19 protein-coding genes and 2 pseudogenes are annotated in these 19,821 nt (G+C 71.1%); 10 read left to right on the forward strand and 11 right to left on the reverse strand.

The annotated features are described in order from the left end of the window. Positions 1 to 47 precede the first annotated feature (47 nt). The gene (locus tag ACFWRV_RS14705; RefSeq protein WP_384333637.1) at positions 48 to 2,579 is read right to left on the reverse strand and encodes a serine hydrolase; all 2,532 of its coding nucleotides are present in this window, start codon (positions 2,577 to 2,579) and stop codon (positions 48 to 50) included. 192 nt (positions 2,580 to 2,771) lie between these two features. Between ACFWRV_RS14705 and ACFWRV_RS14710 the strand changes: the two genes are divergently transcribed. The 3 genes from ACFWRV_RS14710 to ACFWRV_RS14720 all read left to right on the forward strand — a co-directional run bounded on the left by ACFWRV_RS14710 (position 2,772) and on the right by ACFWRV_RS14720 (position 4,992). Continuing rightward, the gene (locus ACFWRV_RS14710; RefSeq protein WP_003968450.1) at positions 2,772 to 3,491 is read left to right on the forward strand and encodes a GPP34 family phosphoprotein; all 720 of its coding nucleotides are present in this window, start codon (positions 2,772 to 2,774) and stop codon (positions 3,489 to 3,491) included. Positions 3,492 to 3,740: 249 nt separating this feature from the next. Then, complete coding sequence (locus ACFWRV_RS14715) at positions 3,741 to 4,598, forward strand: helix-turn-helix transcriptional regulator (protein WP_030710698.1); 858 nt, start codon at positions 3,741 to 3,743, stop codon at positions 4,596 to 4,598. A gap of 187 nt (positions 4,599 to 4,785) precedes the next feature. Then, positions 4,786 to 4,992, forward strand: coding sequence for a DUF397 domain-containing protein (locus ACFWRV_RS14720; RefSeq protein WP_384333642.1), 207 nt, complete (start codon positions 4,786 to 4,788; stop codon positions 4,990 to 4,992). Positions 4,993 to 5,107: 115 nt separating this feature from the next. Here the strand turns inward: ACFWRV_RS14720 and ACFWRV_RS14725 are convergent, their stop codons facing one another. Further along, complete coding sequence (locus ACFWRV_RS14725; RefSeq protein ID WP_384333644.1) at positions 5,108 to 5,953, reverse strand: hypothetical protein; 846 nt, start codon at positions 5,951 to 5,953, stop codon at positions 5,108 to 5,110. 85 nt (positions 5,954 to 6,038) lie between these two features. Here ACFWRV_RS14725 and ACFWRV_RS14730 point away from each other — a divergent pair, with 85 nt between their 5' ends. Further along, positions 6,039 to 6,821 carry an SDR family oxidoreductase gene (locus ACFWRV_RS14730; protein ID WP_384333647.1) on the forward strand — a complete coding sequence of 261 codons (783 nt, stop codon included), beginning with the start codon at positions 6,039 to 6,041 and terminating at the stop codon, positions 6,819 to 6,821. 373 nt (positions 6,822 to 7,194) lie between these two features. Continuing rightward, positions 7,195 to 8,772: a sodium:solute symporter family protein gene (locus ACFWRV_RS14735; protein ID WP_384333650.1), complete on the forward strand. Its 1,578-nt coding sequence runs from the start codon at positions 7,195 to 7,197 to the stop codon at positions 8,770 to 8,772. On the opposite strand, the gene ACFWRV_RS14740 is transcribed toward ACFWRV_RS14735, so the two are convergent. From ACFWRV_RS14740 to ACFWRV_RS14760, 5 genes are all read right to left on the reverse strand, one after another. Further along, positions 8,757 to 9,872, reverse strand: a complete 1,116-nt coding sequence (locus tag ACFWRV_RS14740; RefSeq protein ID WP_384333653.1) for an ADP-ribosylglycohydrolase family protein — start codon at positions 9,870 to 9,872, stop codon at positions 8,757 to 8,759. The two genes, ACFWRV_RS14735 and ACFWRV_RS14740, sit on opposite strands and share 16 nt — an antisense overlap. Positions 9,873 to 10,048: 176 nt before the next feature. Beyond that, entirely contained in the window at positions 10,049 to 10,486 is a 438-nt protein-coding gene (locus ACFWRV_RS14745) for a type II toxin-antitoxin system VapC family toxin (RefSeq protein ID WP_384333655.1), read from the reverse strand. After that, positions 10,483 to 10,752, reverse strand: coding sequence for a CopG family transcriptional regulator (locus tag ACFWRV_RS14750; RefSeq protein ID WP_384333658.1), 270 nt, complete (start codon positions 10,750 to 10,752; stop codon positions 10,483 to 10,485). Before ACFWRV_RS14750 ends, ACFWRV_RS14745 begins: the two co-directional genes overlap by 4 nt. Positions 10,753 to 10,795: 43 nt before the next feature. Beyond that, positions 10,796 to 13,192, reverse strand: coding sequence for a tetratricopeptide repeat protein (locus ACFWRV_RS14755; protein WP_384333661.1), 2,397 nt, complete (start codon positions 13,190 to 13,192; stop codon positions 10,796 to 10,798). A gap of 97 nt (positions 13,193 to 13,289) precedes the next feature. Beyond that, a complete protein-coding gene (locus tag ACFWRV_RS14760; protein ID WP_384333664.1) occupies positions 13,290 to 14,087 on the reverse strand; it encodes an SDR family oxidoreductase in 798 nt (265 codons plus the stop codon). Positions 14,088 to 14,147: 60 nt separating this feature from the next. Here ACFWRV_RS14760 and ACFWRV_RS14765 point away from each other — a divergent pair, with 60 nt between their 5' ends. Further along, positions 14,148 to 14,522 carry a MerR family transcriptional regulator gene (locus tag ACFWRV_RS14765; RefSeq protein WP_384333667.1) on the forward strand — a complete coding sequence of 125 codons (375 nt, stop codon included), beginning with the start codon at positions 14,148 to 14,150 and terminating at the stop codon, positions 14,520 to 14,522. Positions 14,523 to 14,583: 61 nt separating this feature from the next. On the opposite strand, the pseudogene ACFWRV_RS14770 reads toward ACFWRV_RS14765, so the two are convergent. Beyond that, a pseudogene (locus ACFWRV_RS14770) lies at positions 14,584 to 14,838 on the reverse strand (sulfatase); the annotation flags it as partial. On the opposite strand from ACFWRV_RS14770, the pseudogene ACFWRV_RS14775 reads away from it, so the two are divergent. From ACFWRV_RS14775 to ACFWRV_RS14785, 3 genes and pseudogenes are all read left to right on the forward strand, one after another. Continuing rightward, a pseudogene (locus tag ACFWRV_RS14775) lies at positions 14,828 to 15,630 on the forward strand (helix-turn-helix domain-containing protein). The pseudogenes ACFWRV_RS14770 and ACFWRV_RS14775 sit on opposite strands and share 11 nt — an antisense overlap. After that, positions 15,627 to 15,830 (forward strand): DUF397 domain-containing protein, encoded by a 204-nt coding sequence (locus tag ACFWRV_RS14780; RefSeq protein ID WP_384333670.1) that lies wholly within the window; start codon positions 15,627 to 15,629, stop codon positions 15,828 to 15,830. The pseudogene ACFWRV_RS14775 and the gene ACFWRV_RS14780 overlap by 4 nt, the downstream one beginning before the upstream one ends. A 132-nt stretch (positions 15,831 to 15,962) precedes the next feature. Further along, positions 15,963 to 16,550 (forward strand): hypothetical protein, encoded by a 588-nt coding sequence (locus ACFWRV_RS14785; RefSeq protein WP_384333673.1) that lies wholly within the window; start codon positions 15,963 to 15,965, stop codon positions 16,548 to 16,550. Between the two features lie 12 nt (positions 16,551 to 16,562). On the opposite strand, the gene ACFWRV_RS14790 is transcribed toward ACFWRV_RS14785, so the two are convergent. After that, a complete protein-coding gene (locus ACFWRV_RS14790) occupies positions 16,563 to 16,955 on the reverse strand; it encodes a hypothetical protein (protein WP_384333676.1) in 393 nt (130 codons plus the stop codon). 74 nt (positions 16,956 to 17,029) lie between these two features. Here ACFWRV_RS14790 and ACFWRV_RS14795 point away from each other — a divergent pair, with 74 nt between their 5' ends. Beyond that, positions 17,030 to 17,956, forward strand: a complete 927-nt coding sequence (locus ACFWRV_RS14795; protein WP_384333679.1) for a TetR/AcrR family transcriptional regulator — start codon at positions 17,030 to 17,032, stop codon at positions 17,954 to 17,956. Between the two features lie 179 nt (positions 17,957 to 18,135). Here ACFWRV_RS14795 and ACFWRV_RS14800 read toward each other — a convergent pair whose 3' ends face one another. Further along, complete coding sequence (locus ACFWRV_RS14800; RefSeq protein WP_384333682.1) at positions 18,136 to 18,927, reverse strand: NPP1 family protein; 792 nt, start codon at positions 18,925 to 18,927, stop codon at positions 18,136 to 18,138. Between the two features lie 217 nt (positions 18,928 to 19,144). Beyond that, the gene (locus tag ACFWRV_RS14805; protein WP_384333920.1) at positions 19,145 to 19,807 is read right to left on the reverse strand and encodes a class I SAM-dependent methyltransferase; all 663 of its coding nucleotides are present in this window, start codon (positions 19,805 to 19,807) and stop codon (positions 19,145 to 19,147) included. Positions 19,808 to 19,821 lie beyond the last annotated feature (14 nt).

Genomic DNA, 19,821 nt, shown 5'->3' on the forward strand with positions numbered 1-19,821 from the left:
AGGGCGGACCGTGCCGCCCTCCCCCGCCCCCACCTCGCTCCGGTGTCTCAGCCGACCCTGGTCAGCTTGTCGCCGAAGGCCGGCTCGGTCAGATCACCCTGCAGCACCACCGGTGCCGTGACCTTCCCGGTGCCCGTGCCCACGGTCACCATGCCGACCTCGCTCCCGGCCTTCGCGGCCTGGTCGATGCCCTTGCCGTTGTCCGTGACCTTGAGCTCGACCTCCAGGCCGGACCAGCCGACCGCCTTGAGGTTCTTGGTGGCGACCACCGGGGTCTGTCCGCCGAATCCGTTGTCCACGTACCCGACGACATCGCCCTTCTTCACCACCGTCGCCGAAGTGGCGGCCTCCTGCGCGTCCTTGATCAGCTTCAGGCTGTTCTGCAGGGACAGCTCCAGGCTGTCGTAGACCCGGCCGGTGCCGGCCTGCTGGCCCATCACCGCTCCGTAGATCCACAGCATCTTGCCGTCGACCTTGGTGTTCGCGGACCACAGCAGGTTGCCGCCCGCCGGGGTGGAGGACCCGGTCTTGATGCCGCTCACGCCCGGCTGGAGCAGGAGGTTGTTGTTGTTGTAGATCTTGCCGTCTATGCCCTCGATCTCGACCTCGGGCATGTCCACGATCTTCCTGAAGACCTCGTTGCGCATGACCGCCTGTGCCAGCTTCAGCTGGTCGGTGGCGGTGGAGACGGTGGTCTTCTCCAGACCGCTCGGGTCCGTGTACGTCGACCCGGTCATGCCGAGGTCCTCGGCGGCGTCGTTCATCTTGTCGATGAACGCGTCCTCGGAACCGGCGTCCCAGCGGGCGAGCAGCCGCGCCGCGTTGTTCCCCGAGGGGATCATCAGCAGTTGGAGCATCTGCCGCTGGGTCAGCTTCTGCCCCTTGGTCAGCGGGGCCGTCGACTCGTCGGGCCGCTTGGACTCGTCCTCCGCCTTCTGGTCGACGGTGATCGTCTCGCCCTCCTCGTCACCCTTGAGGGGATGCCCCTCAAGGATCACGTAGGCGGTCATGACCTTCGCGACGCTGGCGATCGGGGCCGGCTTCTGCGCGCCCTCGGAACCGAGCGACCCGACTCCGTCCACCATCACGGCCGACTGCCCCTGACCCGGCCAGGACAGCTTCGTCGCCCCGCCGTCGAAGGTGTACGTCGGCTTCGCCGTGAGTTCGAGCGAAGGCTCCGGAAGCGGGCGCATCACCTGCACGATCGCAAAGACGATCAGCAGGAGGAGCACCAGCGGGGTCCAGATCTTGACCCGTCGGACGGCGGTCCGGACCGGGGTCTCCGGCGGCGGCGGGGTGTTCGTCAGCTCGGCGAGCAGGTCGAGCGGCGGCCTCGGCGGAAGCGGCTGCTGCCGGGTCCGCTCGGCCGCCGCCCAGGAGGGGGCGGCGGGCGCCGCGGAGGCCGGAGAGCCGGCTTCCGGGGCACGCACGGGCGCCTGGGGCCCGGCCGCGGACTCGGGCTCGGGTCCGGCCCCGGGTCCGGGCTCCGGCTTGCGGGGCGCGGGGGCGGACCGTACGTCGTCGGAGCGCAGCGGCACGAACGTGCTCGTGCGCTCGACCTCGCTCTCGGGCTTGCCGCCCTCGCTCCCGCTCTTGCCCTCGCTCCCGCTCCCGCTCTCGCTCGTGCTCTTGCTCTTGCCGTCGGGCTGGTTCTCGCGGGGCGGGAGCTTCAGCGCGGTCGTCGCCTGGTCGACCCGGTCGGCCGGCTTGACCGCCTTGAAGATGGCGGTGGGCTGATCGATTCCTCGCAGGTCGGAGGCGTCTTCGGCGTCCGGCTCGGGGGCTGCCTCGGAGCTGGTCCCGGAGTCGGACGCGCTGTCCGGCTCGGCGTCGCCCTTCGGCTCGGGCTTCGACTCGTCGCCCTGCTCGCCCTTCGGCTTCGGCTTCGACTCCGCGTCCGCGACGGGCTTCGGCTCGGGCTTCGGCTCGGGCTTCGGCTCCGCCTTCGCGGAAGGCTCGTCGTCGCCGTCGGCCACGGGCTTCGCCTCGGAGTCCGCTTCGCCGTCCGTGTCCGCCGCCGGCTTCGTCTCGGCCGAGGCATCGACCCAGGCGGCCACCGCGGCACGCAGGCGGCCGTCCCCTTCTCCGTCCCCGTCCTCGTCCCCGTCGCCGGCCGGGTCGTCCGCCGATCCTTCCGCAGGCGTCTCCGGGGCAGGCGTCTTCGCCGTCTCCGCGCCCGTGTCCGGCCCTGTGCGGTCCTCGGCGGCTTGCGAGCCCTCTGGGCCCTCCGGAGACGCGACAGCCTCCCCAGAGGCCGTGGGGGCCGCCCCAGGCGCGCTCCCCGGCTCCGACTCGGTCTCGGACTCGGCCCGCGTCTCGGTCTCCGGCTCGGAAGCGTCCTTCGGCTCCCCCGCCGCGGCGGGGGATTCCCTCTCGGACCCAGGCCGGGCGGCGCCCTCCGGAAGCCGGGGCCGGAACACAGCGGTCGCCGTGTCGGACGTGGCTCCCGAGTCCGCGTCCGCGTCCGCGTCCGTGTCCGCGCCGGGGTCACGGAACACGGCGAAGCGCGGGTCGCGTTCCTCCGCAGCCGTCCCCGACGACTTCTGCTGCTCCGTTTTGTCGGGGGACTCGCCCGCCACCGATGCCTCCTCGTGCGCTGCGGGGCCACCCCGCGCTGTCCGAACCATCTACCAGTGTCCTGTGTGAACCCCTGGCCGAGCTGCTAGACGAGAACGACATACCTACTGGTTCCCATACAAAGCGGCCAGGCGCTCTCGACAGATGAATGTGAGAGGGGTCACCCTGTCAGACATCCACGCGGGGAGGCATGGATGGGCAGGAGCCGCAGAACAATCCCGGAGGAGCTTCTGTTGCTCGCTCTGGACCCGACCACGGGTACCACAGCGCAGCCGCAGTCGCTCGACCTCGGCCTGGCCGGGGCACAGCTAGTGGAGCTGGCTCTGGCAGGACGGATAGCCCCTGACGGGGATCGTATCGCCGTGGTGATGCCACGGCCGACAGGAGATCCGACTCTGGACTCCGCACTGGAGCTGCTGCGCCGTCGTGGCAGCCCGGTCCGGGCGGTCCACTGGATCGGCGGGCCCCGCCTGGGGCTGCGCCAGATCTATCTCGCTCATCTGGAGCGGTGCGGCATGGTTCATGCCGTGGCGGGCCAGATGTGCGGAGTGCTGCCGACGACTCGCTACCAAGCGACGGAGACGGCGATCAGCCGGGACATCAGGAACCGGCTGGACAGCGCGATCCGCACCGGCGTACCGCCGGACCCGCGGACCGCGGCGCTCGCCGCACTGGCCCACGCGGTCGGACTCGGCAAGCATCTGTACCCCGGGAACGAGGGGCGCTCGTCGCGCTCCCGGCTCCGGGACCTGATCAGGCACGACCCGATGGGCGGACTCGTGGCGCACGCCGTGATGGACGTCCAGAACGGTGTGGCCGTCCAGCCACGCCGTACGCAGCAGGCAGCGGGCGTTCCGTTGCAGCCGCAAGCACAGGCCCGGCGCGGCAGCATGGCGCACACCGCCGCGAGCTGACCGTACGGACCTGAACAACCGCACACCGCCGTACCGTCGTCACAGGACCCGGTCCGGGAGCCGCACCACGCACGGGGCAGCCGGCAGTCACCATCGCCGGCTGCCCCGTGCGCGTGTGCGCCGTCCCGCGCACCGGTGCGTACGCCCCCGTGCCCCGCGTGTGGCCATTTCCCAGCGCGGCCGGGGCAAGGGGTGGCAATCTGCTGAGCAGTAGATACGCACAGCTACATAGCCGGAGGTGCCGTTTCCGTGCCGTCCAACGTCAATCCCACTGTCAGGCGACGCAGGTTGGGCCAGGAATTGCGCCGCCTGCGCGAACTCAAAGGCATGACGGCCGAGGAAGTGGCGGAGCGCCTGCTGGTCTCGCAGTCGAAGATCAGCCGCCTGGAGAACGGCCGCCGATCCATCAGCCAGCGCGATGTTCGCGACCTCTGCGGGGTGTACGAGGTCGAGGACGTCCGCATCGTCGACTCGCTGATGCAGATGGCGAAGGACTCCCGTCAGCAGGGCTGGTGGCACGCCTTCGGCGACATCCCGTACAGCGTGTACATCGGGCTGGAGACCGACGCGGAGTCGCTGCGGGTGTACGAGCCCCAGATGGTTCCGGGCCTGCTCCAGACCCGGGCGTACGCCGAGGCCCTGATCAGCGGCGCGCTTCCCGAGGCCCCGCCCTCGGACATCGAGAAGCGGGTCAACGTACGGTCGCGGCGGCAGGACCGGGTCAACGCGCCGGAGAATCCGCTGCGGCTCTGGGCCGTGATCGACGAGTCGGCGCTGCGGCGGGTGGTCGGCGACAAGCAGGTGATGATCGACCAGCTGGAGCACCTCGTCGAGCAGTCGCACCTGCCGCACGTCACCGTGCAGGTCCTGCCGTTCGACATGGGCGCGCACCCGGGCATCAACGGCCAGTACGCGATCCTGGAGTTCCCGGATGCCGCCGACTCCAGCGTCGTCTACATCGAGGGCGTGACGAGCGACCTCTACCTGGAGAAGGCGAACGACGTGCAGCGCTACAGCGTGATGTACGAGCACCTGCGGGCGCAGGCGCTGAACGTGGAGCAGACCCGGGAGTTCATCAGCAAGATTGCCAAGTCGTACACCAGCTGAATCCGGACACGTGGAGAGAGCGGCGGGATGATACACCGCCGCCCACTCACCGCAGAAGGCTTACCGCAGAAAGACCATCCGGTCGAGTGAACGGCCATCTCATGGACGGGGCTTGGCGAGTAGCGTCGATCACGCCAATCGGAATCAGGTTGGTGCGACTCACCCAACTCTCTGAACCGGAGTGAACATGGCAATTCTTCAGGGTGCTACGGACAAGTGGACGAAGTCGTCGTACTCCGGGGGCAACGGCGCGTGCGTCGAGGTCAAGTCCCCGGTCGCACTGTCCATCGCCGTACGTGACTCGAAGGCCCCCGAGGGCCCCTCGCTCACCTTCGTCCCCGGTGCGTGGAACGCGTTCGTGCGCGATGTCGCCACGGGCTCGATCAACGCCTGATCAGCCGACACCGTTCACGTACTACCGCACCACCGCACCACCTGATGGAGCCCTCTCGACCGGTTCGCCGTCCTGGCCGAGGGGGCTCGGCACGATCCGGCACAGCCCTTCGGCGTCACCGCAGGCGGTCGACGTACCGGTCCGTCCCCGGCACGGTCGGCACGAACGGGGCGACCAGCTCGACCCGGCCGAGGCCGGCCTCCGTGACCGCCGCGTCCAGGCCGGTGAAGTGCTCCTCCCAGCAGGCCCGCGGGTCCTCCTGGAGGAACCACAGCAGCGTCAGCCGGGTGTCGATCCCCTCGACCTGCTTCACGTACGTCATGCGGTCGCCGGGCAGGGGCGTCGGCCGGAACACCGTGACCATGGCCGCGGGCGATCCCTTCAGCCGCTTGGGGAGATGGCGCGAACGCAGCCATTCCAGCAGCTCCGCCCGCTGTTCGGGCCCTTCGGCGTCGATGACCTGGAGGACGAGGCCCGCGTACGGGTGGTCGAGCGCGTGGACGTCCCGGGGGCCGGCGGCTCCGTCGCGGTAGACGGTGGCCTCGTGGTCCTGGAACGCGGTGAAGACGTGGGTCCGGTCCTGGTAGACCCGGCCGTCCCGGTTGAGCCGCCCGTTGATGGCGACGGTCCACTTCATGTGGTCGTCGTAGCGTCCCTCGGTCACCCAGTACGTCGACAGATAGCACCCCGCGCCGACGGGCCGGGCGACCGCCGACGTCTCCGGATAGCGCAGCTCCTGGAGGTCCTTGGTGGCCACCCAGCGCCGCCCCGCGAACATCCACGGCATCGCGGTCGCCCCCGCGTAGTAGTGGTCGTCCTCGTACCAGCGGTTGTACGCGTACTCATGGCCCGGATGCGGTTCGACCATGGTGATCAGGGCGTGCCCCGGTCGGACCCCGTACGGCCCCGTCCCCGCCAGCTCCGCGTACCGCTCGCTCCCCGTCCCGGCGTCATCGGTCATCAGGTCTCCCTTCCCCTTCCATCGGAACCCGCACCCCTCTACCCTGACGGACCGTCAGGTCAACTGCCAGGGCCGGGAGGCGCCGATGTTGCTCGCGGGGAAGACCGTCATCGTGTCGGGCGTCGGGCCGGGGCTCGGGCACCGGGTCGCCGCGAGCGTCGTCCGGGACGGCGGACGGGCGGTGCTCGGTGCGCGTACGGCGGCGAACCTGGCCACGTCCGCGGCGGAGATCGATCCGGGCGGGCGGCACACCGCCCATCTCTCCACCGACATCACGGACGAGGCGCAGTGCGAGGCGCTCGCCGCGCTGGCGGTGGAACGGTTCGGAGGGATCGACGCGGTGGTCCATGTCGCCGCCTGGGACAGCTACTTCGGCGGGCTCCAGGACGCGGACTTCGCCACCTGGCAGTCGGTCATCGACGTGAACCTCCTGGGCACGCTGCGGATGACCCGGGCCTGCCTGCCCGCCCTCAAGGAGCGGGGCGGCTCGGTGGTGGTGATCGGCACGCAGTCCGCGGTGGCCGCACCCTCCCAGGTGTGGCAGGCGGCGTACGCGGCGTCCAAGGGGGCGCTCACCTCGGCGATGTACTCGCTCGCCCGGGAGCTGGGTCCGGACCGGATCCGGGTCAACACGGTGCTGCCGGGCTGGATGTGGGGGCCGCCGGTGCAGGCGTACGTCCAGTTCACCGCACACACCGAGGGGGTACCGGAGTCCGAGGTGCTGGCCCGGCTCACCGAGCGGATGGCGCTGCCGGAGCTGGCCACGGACGGGGATGTCGCGGAGGCGGTCACCTTCCTGGCCTCCGACCGGGCCCGGGCGATCACCGGTCAGTCGTTGCTGGTCAACGCGGGCGAGCTGATGCGCTGACGCCTTCTCGCCCCACGTGCACGAGGCGTCCTCCCTCTCACCCCTTCCCGACTCACCGGCCGCACGGGACCCGCATCCCGTGCGGCCTTCGCGCGTTGTCGCGTGCTCCCTGACGTCTCCGCACAGCCTGACGAAGTGCCCGCCCATCGTGTGGTCGCGGTCACGTTCGCGACAACGCCCCGCGAGGTCAAGAACGAGTAAAATCGTTCGCCTTGTTGATTGACGTTCACATCCATGACCGCTGACAACCTTGACCGAGGACCCTCACTAGGGGTTCAATCCCCGAAGTCCCCGCTCCCGCAAGGGGACACCGCTGAACGGCCGTCCCGACGAAGTGCGTTCCCGTTCACAAGGCGGACCCCTGGAGGGGGACATGAATAGTCTCGACTGGGCTGTACTCATCGGCTACTTCGGCGTGATGGTCGCGATCGGACTCTGGTCGCACAAACGCGTGGACAACGTCAGCGACTTCTTCACGGCCGGTGGCCGGATGCCGTGGTGGCTGTCGGGCATCTCGCACCACATGTCCGGCTACAGCGCGGTGATGTTCACCGGTTACGCCGGCATCGCGTACCAGTACGGGATCACGTCCTTCGTGACCTGGTCGCTGCCGATCGCCATCGGCATCTTCATCGGCGCGAAGCTCTTCGCGCCCCGGCTGAACCGGCTGCGCTCGCGGCTCCATGTCGCCTCGCCGCTGGAGTACCTCAAGGACCGCTACAACATCCGGACGCAGCAGGCGCTCGCCTGGTCGGGGCTGTTGCTGAAGATCGTGGACGTCGGCGCCAAGTGGGCGGCCATCGCCACCCTGTTGTCCGTGTTCACCGGTCTGTCCATCTCCCAGGGCATCCTGATCACCGGCGTCGTCACCGGGGTCTACTGCACCGTCGGCGGACTGTGGGCGGACGCACTCACCGAACTGGGCCAGTTCGTCATCCAGTTGTTCGCCGGTCTGGCCATGCTCCTCGCCGTGATGAGCAAGCTCGACGGCTTCTCCACCCTGTGGACGGTCTGGGACAAGCTCCCCGACGGGCACGCGGACCCGACCGCCGGACCGTACACGGTGACGTTCCTGATGGCGTTCCTGTTCATCAAGACCTTCGAGTACAACGGCGGCATGTGGAACCAGGCCCAGCGGTACATGGCGACCGACTCGGCCGCCTCCGCGACCCGTTCGGCGCGCCTCTCGGCGGTCCTGTGGTTCGTCTGGCCGCTGGTGCTGTTCTTCCCGATGTGGTGCGCCCCGCTGCTGGTCGACGCACAGAAGCCGGACGCCTCCGACAGCTACGCGCTGATGACCGAACAGCTGCTGCCGCACGGCCTGTTGGGTCTGGTGATCGTCGGCTTCTTCTCGCACACGATGGCCATGTGCTCCTCGGACGCCAACGCCATCGCCGCCGTCTTCACCCGGGACATCGCCCCGACCCTCTCGAAGGCGGCGCGCGGCTGGAGCGAGCGCGCCGGGCTGATCGCCGCCCGCTGGACCACGGTGGCCTTCCTCGCGCTGTCGATGGCGATCGCGACCCAGGTCAACTCGCCCACGTTCGAGGACATCATCACCGTCGTCATCAAGTGGGTCGCCGGGCTGATGGGCCCGATCGCGATCCCGTTCATGCTGGGCCTGCTGCGCCCGTTCCGGACGTCCGGGCCGACGGCCGCGCTGGTCAGCTGGGGGTCGGGCCTGCTCGCCTTCTGGCTGGTCAACTACCCGGTGAACTGGGCCGTCGAGGGCGGGGTGCCGCTCCAGTACCAGGTGTCCGTGCCGCTGGCCGTCTCGCTCGTGCTGTACATCCTGATCGGCTTCGTGAAACCGGAGGACACCCCGGAGCGCGACGCGGTCCTGGCCCGGATCAACGAGGGCGACGGGGACGGCGGGGACGGTACGGGGACTGCCGCCGCGATCCCGGCCCAGGACGGCGGCCCGGCCCCCGCCCCTCAGCCGCGCGGGTAGCGGGCCAGCCAGCCCGGGGCGACGGCGGCCGGGCTGTGCAGGGCGGGACCCTGGGTCATCTCCATGGCGAAGTCGTCGGCCAGTTCGAGGAGCGTGGCCCGCCCCTCCAGCTCCGCGAGCCAGGCCGGCGGCAGCGCGGTCTCACCGTGCAGCGCCCCGAGCAGCGCCCCGCAGACGGACCCGGTGGCGCGGGAGGGGCCGCTGTGGTTCACCGCGAGCCGCAGCCCGTGCCGGATGTCCTCGCTGACCAGCGCGCAGTACACGGCGACGGCGAGGACCTCCTCGGCGGCGTCGCTCGCCCCCAGCGCCTCGATCAGGGCCGGGCCCGGGATGCCCTGCCGCACGGAGCCCAGCGCCTGGCGCAGGGCCTCGGTCACCGGCTCGTGGCCGGGACGTCCGGCGAGCAGGGCCAGCGTGTTCTGCACGGCGCCGTCCAGGCTCTCGCCGCGCGCGAGACCGTGCACCAGTACGGCGAAGGCTCCGGCGGACAGCTGGGCGGCGGGATGGCCGTGGGACTGGGCCGCGCACTCGACGGCGAGTTGGAGCACGAGCCCCGGCTCCCAGCCCACGAGGAGCCCGAACGGCGCGGACCGCGTGAGCGCGCCCGCGTCCCGGGCGGCGGGGTTCTTCGGCCGGTCGAGGGTGCCCATGACGGTGTCGCCGAATCCGCCCAGGCATTCCCGGGCGGGATCGCGGCGCGCGTAGAGCCACTCCTCGGCGGCCAGCCAGCCGTTGTCCTCACGCCGTTCGTCGGGCCCCCAGTGGTGCTGGGTGGCGGCCCAGCGCAGATGGGCCCGGTGCACGTCGGTGGGCGGGTGCCAGGCTCCGGTGTCGCGGCGGACCTGGGCGCGGATCAGGCCGTCGACGGTGAACAGGGTGAGCTGGGTGAGGGCGGTGACCGTGCCGCGTCTGCCGTGCGCGGGGACGTAGTCGGTGACCCCCTCGACCCCGTGGGCGGCCCGGATCTCCTCCAGCACGAGCCCGCTGACCCCGGCCCCGAGCGCGTCCCCGACGGCCCCGCCGAGCAGGGCCCCGCGGACCCGGCTGCGGAAGTCCTGCTGCTCGGCCCGGCCCCAGACCGCCGTGGTCCCTGTGCTCACCCCGCCCCCTCCCCGTCACCACGTGCTCGGCTGCGCGGGGCCTCTGCGGGCGACCGCGCAAGCACTGTAATCGAACGGGAACGGGCGGTAGAGGGGGCGACCTGGGTACGTACGGGTATGTCGACGGACGTCCCGCAGGTCGTTTTTGGGCGGTGGGGCGGGCGGCAGGACGCGGCTCAGAAGTCGTCCGGGAGGATCCGGAAGTGCGTGTAGCGGCCTGCGAGCGGCCGCAGCGCACGGAAGTCCCGGATGTCCCGGGTCAACACCGCATCCGTGTCGTACTCGGCCGCGAGGGCGACATTGACGGCGTCCACCAGATCGAGATTCAGCGTCGCGTAGCGGGCCCGCACGGCGAGCGCGGCGTCAAGGATTTCCGCCGTCGGAGGCGCGAAGACGAGCCGCGCTTCCCTGGCCCGTCTGCTGATCGAGCGCAGGATGTGGTCCGCGACCCGGCGGCCTCCCCGGGACGACGCCACCTGATGGACCTCAGTGAGCACGAGGGGACTCGCGACCAACAGGCCGCACTGGTCGACAACCTTGCGCGCGGCGAGGTGGGCCGGGTCGGAGCTGTTGTAGAGAGCAAGCAGCCCGGATGTGTCAGCGACGACGATCACGCCGCGTGCCCCCGGCCACGCGGCTCCTTACTGCCGAACGTCTCGCTCACCGCCTCACGCACCTCATCATGCGTGATGGGCCCGCCCAGGTCGAAGGTCTCCTCGTCGGTGACGAAAGGCTCGTCCCACACGCGCCGGGCAAGGGCGATCCGGTGGATGCCCTCCCGGATCAGCTCCGCCTCGGACACGCCCAGGCGTTTCGCTGCCTCCTTGATCAGGTCGAGGTCCTCCTCATCCGCGTACACATTCGTCCGTTTCAGCGCCATACACTAATGGTACAGGACCTGTACCACGTGCGCAGCATCTCCGTCACACCGCCCCAAGCCGCTCCCGCTGCGCCCGGGCCCACCCGTACCCCGGGTCCAGCTCCAGCGCCCGGTCGAGGTCCGCGAGCGCCTCCGGGAGCCGGCCGAGCGCCACCAGCGCGAGGGCCCTGCTGCCGTGCGCCCAGGCGTAGTCGGGGTCCAGGGCGAGGGCCCGGCCGTAGCAGGCGACGGCCTCCTCATGCCGGCCCGTCGCCCGGTACACCTCGCCCCGCTCCCCCTCCGTTCCCGGCAGTCCGGGGTTCAGTTCCTCGGCCCGGTCCAGGTCGGCGAGGGCGCCCACCGGGTCGCCCAGGACCGTGCGGACCCGGGACCGCCGCACCAGCGCCCAGGCGTACTCCGGCCACAGGGCGATCGCCCGGTCGAAGTCGTCGAGCGCGTCCTCGTGGCGGCCCAGCCCATGGCGGACCAGGCCCCGGCTGCCCAGCGGCACGGCGTCGGACGGGTCCAGGGCGTGCGCCCGGTCCAGGACGGTCAGGGCCTCCTCCAGGCGGCCCATCCGCCGGTAGGTCTCACCCCGCTCACGTACCGCCCAGGCCCAGGACGGCGCGATCTCCTCGGCCCGGTCCAGGTCGCCGAGGGCTTCCTCGTAGCGGCCGAGCGACCGCAGGATCACCGCCCGGCCCTGGTGGGCCCGTTCACTGCGCGGGTCCACGGCGATCGCCCGCGCGTGGTCGGACAGCGCGGCGTCCAGCTCCCCGGCCCGGAAGCGGTCCCAGGCCCGCGCCACGAGGGCGGCCGCCCGGTCCGTGTCGGTCAGCTCGGCCCGGGTCAGCAGGAGCCCGAGGGCGGCGGTGGGGCGGGGGCCGTGATCGGTTATGGCGGCGAGCAGGTCCCGGCCCCACTCCCGCAGTACGGCGTCGTCGGCGTCCTCGCCCGCCTCCGCGAGGGTCCGGGCCCAGTGCCGGGCGCGGGAAGGACGCTGGGCGCAGAGCTCGATCCCGGCGCGCAGGGCCTCGGGCAGCGCGGTGCGGGGGCGGGCGCACAGCCGGTGGTAGAGCACGTCCAGGGCGGCCCGGCGCCAGGGCTGCTCGGCCCAGAGCCGTTCCGGGTCGATGCCCTCGGCCGCCGCGTCCCGGCGGGCCGCGAAGGCCTCGGCGAGCCGGTCGTGCGCCGCCTTCCACCGCTGCGGGGAGCCGGTGCGCTGGAGGCGGAGCATCGGGGCCCGGACGACGGCGTGGTAGCGGGAGCGGCCGCTGTAGGGCTCGGCGACGAAGGGCAGTTCGTGCAGCCAGTCGTAGAGCCCCGGCACGGCGTGCGGCCCGTCCTGCGGTACGGCGACGGCAACCAGGTCCTCGTCGAACCGGCGGGGCAGCGCGCAGGCGAGCGCGGCCGCCCGGCGGGCCGGGTCGCTCTCCCCGGCCAGGAAGCGTTCGACGGCGGTGGCGTTCGCCTCACCGGCCGCGCCGGGGTTGGCGGCGAGCGTCGACACCAGGACGGGCAGCCCGCCGGAGAGCCGCAGCACCTCCCGTACGGCGCGCTCCGCCACCACACCGCGCTCGTTGAGGAGTTGGCGCGACTCGGCCTCCGTGAACGGTCCCAGCGGTACGTCGGCGACCAGGCGGCCCCGATCGCCCCAGTGCGCGGGGTCCAGGCGGCGCTGACCGGCCAGGGTCAGGACGAGGTTGGCGGGCAGTTCGCCGTACCGCCCGGGGGTCAGCAGGTCCGCGAGCCACCGGTCCAGTTGGGGTGCGGTGCGCTCGTAGGTGTCCAGGAAGAGGGCGATCCAGGGCACGGCGTCCGCGACCCGGTCGATCTCGGCGACGAACGCAGGGGTGAGGACCCGGACCGGTTCCGCCAGCAGCCGGGCCTCCTCCTGCTGCCGGGCCCGCCCGCCGAACACCGCCCGCAGCCCGCCCGCACCCCGCGCCACGACCGCCGGGTCGATGCCTCCGGCCAGCGCCCCGACGACCGGTATCGCCCCGGCCGCGATCAGCCCGGCCTGCGCGGCGGCGAGCGCCCCGGCCGACGGGGCCCCGCCCGCGGTCTCGTTGTCCGCCGCGAGCCGGCCCGCAGCGTCGTGGAGCGCGCGCCGGTAGGTGGCGAGCAGCCGGTCGAGCGCCTTGAGCGGGTGGCCCTGCTCGGCGAACTGCGCGGCGATGGCGGCGAGTACGTCCGGCACGGAGTCGGCGCTCTCGTCGACCGAAGCGGTCAGCGCCCCGAACTCCGCTGCTGCCTGGCGCCATTCACGTACCAGCGAGGTCTTGCCGACCCCGGCGTTGCCGCGTACGTGGAAGACGAACCGATGCCGGGGATCCTCGGGCGGAAGCGCGAAGTTCGCCCGGAACAAGTTCAGTTCGGCTTCCCTTCCGACGAAGGCGGCGCGGCGTTGGCCTTCGACGATCTGCTGGAGGGAGAGGCGGCGGGAGCTGGGCGGAGGCATGGGCCCAGTCTGTCAGCGGGCCCGGCCTCCCGGGAGTCGCAAGGCGGGCCGGCGGCAGTCCGGGCCGGCCGCCGGCCCGCCTACCGGCGCTGGACGGTCAGGCGCCGAGGCCCTGACCGAACCCGCCGTCCACGGGCAGCTCCAAGCCGGTGGTGAAGGTGGCCTCGACGGCCAGGTACAGCGCGGCGGCGGCGACCTCCTCCACGGTGCCTCCCCGGCCCATCGGCGTGGAGGCGTTGCCCTGTTCGATGAACTCGGCGCGCTGCTCCTCGGTCAGTTCGGCGACGCCCATCGTCGGGGTGAGGATGAATCCGGGGGCGATCACGTTGACGCGGATCCCGCGCGGAAGCAGCTCGGCGGCAAGCACCTTCGCGAAGGCGGCCACGGCTTCCTTCGCGGCGGAGTAGGCGCTGAGACCGGGGAAGATCTGGTCGTTGGAGACGGTGGTGAACACGATCGAACCGCCCTCGGACATCAGCGGCGCCAGTCGCTGGACGGTGAAGAAGGCCCCCTTGGCGTTCACGTCGAAGATGCGGTCCCAGGACTCCTCCGTGACCTCTTCGAGCGTCTGGAACTCGGCGATGCCCTGATTGACGAACAGGTAGTCGATGCCGCCGAGGCCGTCGGCGACCTGGTCGCGGAGGGCGTCGATGGCCCCGGCGTCCGTGGCGTCGGAGCGCACCGGATGCGCCAGCGGAGTCCCGAGCGCCGCCTGGGCCTCGGCGAGCCGCCGGTCGTCGCGTCCGGTGTACATCACTTCGGCGCCGCGGTCGGTGAGCGCCTGGACGATGGCCCGGCCCATGCCGATGGTGCCGCCGGTGACGACCGCCTTCCTCCCGGCCAGGGCCTTCGGGTCGATGGTGGAACGGTGCTGGGTGCTGGGGTTGGTTGCCATGGCCGTTAAGCTAGACCTTGACATTGATGTCAAAGTCAACCTTCTGCGCCGGGGAGTCACATGTTCATCGGCGAGCTGTCCAAGCGCACCGGCGTCAGCACCAGGAGCCTGCGGTACTACGAGCAGCAGGGATTGCTGCGACCGCAGCGGCGGGCCAGCGGCTACCGCGAGTTCGACGAACCCGACGTGGCCGCCGTACGCCGGATCCGGATCCTGCTCGCGGCCGGGCTGAACACCGACCTGATCCGCGAAGTCCTGCCCTGCATGGCCGACGAGGGAGCCGTCCTGGCGCCGACCTGCGAGGAAATGGCCCAAGACCTCAAACACGAACGCGAGCGCATGAGCAGCTCCATCCAACAGCTCCAGGACGCCCACGCCATGCTCAGCTCGATCATCCACGCGGGCGAGGCGCTCACCGGCGACCGGCCATCCTGAGCCACCCGCTCCGGGGCGGCCGGGGAGCCCGTCCGCCGGGGCGGGGCGAGGGCCGCGCCGGTCATCGGTCACCGGCGTCCGGAAGCCGCTGCCCCCGGCTGTGCGCGACGACCAGCACCTCCCGCAGGGACAGGACGGCCTGCGTCAGCGCGAACCGTACGGCGACCTCCCCGGCCACCTGGTCGGCCAGCACCTCCTGCGCTCCCTCCAGCACGACGTTGCCGCACTCGATCTGCTCCTCCTCCATGTCGTCGGCGAGCCGGGAGAGCCTGCTGTTCGGGTCGCGGGTGCTGAGGTAGCAGGGCTTGCCGTCGGGGCGCGCGGCACTGGGGAGCGCCCTGCGGTACTTACGGCAGAAGGCGGGGCTGTCACTCGGCCAGCTCGCCGAGAAGACGCGCTACGACAAGAGCTACCTGTCACGCCTTGAGGCGGGGAAGCGGCTTTCCAAGCTGGCGGTGATGGAGGACCTGGACCGGTTCTACGACACGGGCGGGCTGCTGGTCGAGCTGTGGAAGGTGGCGCGGCGGGAGGTCTTCAAGGACAAGTAAAGGAGTTCATGCGGCTGGAGTTCGGGGCCCGCAACATGCACAAATACGCTCTCGGGATTCCTGGGTTGCTCCAGACCGAGGACGTGGCCCGCGCCCTGTTGTCCGGCGACCAGGAAACGGAGAGCGATGCCGAGTCGGTCGAGGAACAAGTCATAGCGCGCCTGGGCCGTCAGCAATTGCTTTGCCGCAACCCGGCCCCCACCGTCCGAATCATCATGGACGAGTACGGGATGCGTCGACCGGTCGGTGACGCGAAGGTGTGGGAAGCCCAGTTGGAGCATCTGATCAAGATCGCGGAGCTGCCGATGGTCACGCTTCAGGTACTGCCGTTCTCGGCCGGGGCCCATCACCTGATGAATGGCTCCCTTACGCTCCTGTGGCAGGAGGACGGGAGCGCCGTTGCCTATGTGGAAGGCAATCAGTGCTCCGAGCTGCTGGAAGATCCGGAAGTCGTGACGCACGCCAGGCTGTCCTACGATCGAGCACGGGATCGGGCGTTGCCCCCGCCCGACTCCATCGCGTTCATCAGAGGCGTCCTAAAGGAGTTCAGAGGATCATGAAGCGCACGCCCGACCTCTCGACCGCGATCTGGCGCAAGTCCACCTACAGCGACGGCGGCCCCAACAACTGCATCGAGGTCGCCGACGGCTACCCCGGCCTCGCCCCCGTACGCGACAGCAAGGCGGCCCCCACCGGCCCCGCGCTCCTCATCACCGCCCCCGCCTGGGCAGCATTCGTGGAGTTTGCGGCCGCGAGCTGACCCCGCACCCGTAGCCCGCAGGGACCGTGCTCCCGTCCTCACCGGCAGGGGCGCGGGCCCTCGTGTCTACTCAACCTCCCTTGAGTACCGGCGCTCATGATCACGCGCCGGCCGCTGCCTAGCGTGGCGGTCATGGACACGGAAGAAGTCACCGCAGCAGAAGCGTCGCCCGCCGCGAGCCCGCGTGGGTTTTACGGCTGCGCGATCGCCCTGATCGCCTTCTTCACGCTGATCGCGCTGGGAGCGCATGGCCTCACGGAGTTTGAGAAGGGCCTCGACGGCGACGGGCAGCTGGAGCAGCCCGGCCTCTCGGGCAGCTCGTCCCAACCGCTCGGCCCCGGCACGACGGCCCGGTACGAGGACGGCCTGTGGGTCACCGTCAGCATCCCCGAGCGGCACGACGACGGTACCTACAGCCTCACCGTGACCTTCAAGAACGGCTCGGACGAAGAGCTGCTCCTCGGTGAGGGCGCGTACCCCGCCACGCTCGACGCCGAGCCCGGCGAGTCCGGCCAGGACTACGCGCCCGGCAGCTACGTGGACTGGCTGAACCGGGACGAGTCCGCCTCGGCCCTCGTGCCTCCTCTCCCCGAGGACGAGGAGCGCACCGTCCCGGTCCGGTTGAAGCCGGCCCGCAAGGGCGCGCCGGTCACGCTGGAGGTCACCCCTCCGCACCCCGGCTTCCGGGAGACGGCCCACTTTCAGCTCATCCTGGGCTGAGCGCCGGGCCTTTCAGGACCCGACACGCTCCTCGGCCCAGGCACGAGCGGCCACCACGTCCTGCGTGGCCAGCGTCGGGCAGCCCCAGAGTTGCTCACCGCTGTGGATCGCCTCCGCCCGCTCCGCCGGGAGATCTGCCGGGGCCACGAAGACGAGGCCCCGGCAGAGTGCTGTGAGGCCGGGCCGGATCAGTTTGAGGGTCCGGATCCGGTCGGCAGTGGAGGTCCCAGGCGCCGAAGGAGCGCGCCCTTCCGGTGGCGCGGGCATAAGGAGGATCGCCGCGAAGGGCTCGGCCCGCTCGGTGAGAGCGCGCAGCTCGTCGAGGACGACCGCCTGGGCTTCTTCCATGGGCAGCGCCGAGGTGTCGATCTCCCGTGGCGCGCGCGTCGCTCCCCGCTTGTCCATCGGGCGACCCTAACAGCATTAGCGACCAATGGTCACTAGGAGAACCCCATCCTGCCCTGGGTACGCTTGCCCCGATGAACAGCACCGGAAAGAACGGGCCCGGTCGGCCGCCGCGGCTGAGCCGGGAACGGATCGCCGATGCCGCCCTGCAAGGGGACGTCGCGACGCTCACCATGCGTGAGCTGGCGACGAGGCTCGGGGTCTCGCACTCGTCGCTGTACCGGTGGGTGCCCGATCGCGACGGTGTACTGGACCTCGTCAGCGAGGTCATGGTCGGCCGGGTGGTCCCCGAGGACGAGCCGGACGCCGCGACCTGGCTCGACTGGCTGACGCGCCTGGCGTGGGCGATGCACGACGAGTTCCTGGCGGTGCCCGGATACGCCGCGCATGTGGCCCGGCCGCACCGCCACCACCCCGCGTCGTTCGGGCGGCTGCGCGACCGGGCCGTCGCCGCGTTCCGCGCGGGCGGCGCCGACGAACAGCGGGCCGAGCAGGACTGGGCCGTCTTCGGACTGGGCGTGGTCCGGTGGCTGGCAGCCGCGGGCAGCGCCCCGGCGGAGCCGCCGTTCGACCTCTACCTCGACACACTGCTGCGCGGCCTGACCCGCGACGACGAGGATCGCTCCCCGTCCCAACGCCCGGGGGCGACCGCACCCGCGCCCGCCTCCCGGTCCATCGGCGACAAGCACCTGCTCGCCCTCACCAGAGACCTCGTGTCGGAATCGGCGCAGGTCCGGGAGCGGGCGAGCGAGACGATCTCCGACTGGGCGCGGTCCTTCGACCGCGGGGAGGCCCGAACCCTGGCCTCCCTCCTCGCCTCGGCCGCCGTCCTGGAACAGGACGCGAACTGCCTGGAGAGCCAGTTGAACGCCCTGGGCGAGCTCTCGGTGGCGGGCCTCTTCGAGGCCGCGGACATCGCCGCCCTGCGCCGCCTGCCGAGGGATTCCCTCCGCCCGGCGGACGTGGAGCATCTGGTCTATCTGATGGAGGAGTATTTCTGACGGACCACGCTGCGAGATGCCGATGGCGGCCGCGACCTCGCCCACCGGCATGCGCCGTTCGGCAAGCAGTGCGTCGATCACGACCACGATCGCCATCAGATGACCTCGGCGAGCTCTGACCGCATGTCCATCGCCTTGCCGAGCAGCGAGCGCATGATGACCTGAGGCCTCGCCGCCCTTCAGGCCCAGGGGTCGAAGGGGATCCCGGCGGGCTTGGAGTTGTTGAGGAGGTTGCGGAAGCGGTCGTCCTTGTCGGTGACCTTGATGGTCGCGGACCCGAAGTCGGCGTTCATGAGCTTGTCGCGCAACTCCGTGCTGGGGAAGCCGTTCCAGTCGACGACCGGCGGGTAGCGCCAGTTGCCGTAGTGGTTCTCCGGCGGCTCGTCGTTGCCGTTGGCGAGGCGGAAGAAGTGCGTGCTCGGGCCGTCCTTGTGGTAGACGGCCTTGGGGTGCGAACCGTCGAACCGCACCTGCGAGCGCGGGTAGGTCTTGACGGTGCTGTGCTGCGTCGTGGAGACGTAGTCCACCTGGTTGGAGCCCTGGTTGACCCAGGAGATCACATGCTCGAAGTCGTGGCGGTGGCCGCCGAGTCCGCTGCCGTGGACGGCCTGGTCCTTCTCGAAGTAGCTCGCGTAGACGATGCCGCACCAGCCGTTGTTGCACTTCGAGCGGGCGTACGTCTGGGAGTTGTCCAGGTCCCACCGGTCCCGGCAACTGCCGTTGATCGCGCCGCTCGTCTTCAGTCCGGGCGCGAGGGTGCCGTCCGGGCCGATGGCGGGGGTGGCGTAGCAGCCGTCGCCGTCGTAGTCGAAGGCGGGCGAGAAGGTCTGCTCGTAACTCCCGGCGTTCTGCGGGAGGTTGCCCGGCGGATCGGCATGGGCGGCGGATGCGGTGCCCAGCACGAGGAGACCGGCGGCGGCGAGGACGGCGGCGGTCCGGGTGGTGCGGCTCCTGCCGGATGAGAACGGCACACCGGCACCGGCAGGGCTCTTGCCCCGGTCTCTCGGGGCGGATGAGGGAATCAACTGCTTTCGCACGGGTAGCGCTCCTGACTCGTCAGCACGGGACGGTGGGGTGGCATCCCGCTTGAGTTGCCCGGAGCATGACAGGGCGAAACGGAGTCCGCTCCAGAGGAATCGGCAGAGGGAATCGGGAGAGGAAACCGGCAGTGGCCCTCCCCGGGGCGGGCTACGCCCGAGGGCCCTCCGGCTTGTGCGCCAGGAAGCCGGCGACCGCCCGCTTCGCGCCCGCCTCGGGTTCTTGGAGCGTCCGCCCCGTGACCGCGAACCCCGCCCGATCCAGCAGCTCGGCGATCCGGTCCGCGGGCAACCGGTAGCTGTCGAAGGGGGCGGGGTCGCCGCCGTAGCCGTACGTCCGGCGCTGGTGCTCCTCCTCGCCGACCCGGGTGACGAGGAGCAGGTGCCCGCCGGGTGCCAGCGCCCGGTGGAACTCTCCATATACCTCGGGCAGTTCCCCCGGCGGCAGATGATGCGTGGAGTAGAACGCCAGGACGCCGCCGAGTTCACCGTCGCCGGCCGCCAGCGCGGTCATCGAGCCGACGTCGAAGCGCAGATCCGGATAAGCGGTGCGGGCCAGTCCGGCCATCCTCGGCGACAGGTCGACCCCGAAGGCGGAAACGCCGAGCCGGGACAGGTACGCGGTCACCTTGCCCGGTCCGCAGCCCACATCGGCCGTCGGCCCGAGGTCCGCCGACATGACGAGCTCGGCGAACGCGCCCAGCACGGCGCGCGACAGCGGGTCCAGCTCGGCGGGGTCCTTGACGGACCGGGCGTAGTCGGCGGCGACGACGTCGTACGACTGCCGGATCGTGTCCAGGTGCGAGGGCTCCATCACGCCGGTAACGG

The organism is Streptomyces sp. NPDC058576 (assembly GCF_042718715.1).
Lineage (GTDB): Bacteria > Actinomycetota > Actinomycetes > Streptomycetales > Streptomycetaceae > Streptomyces.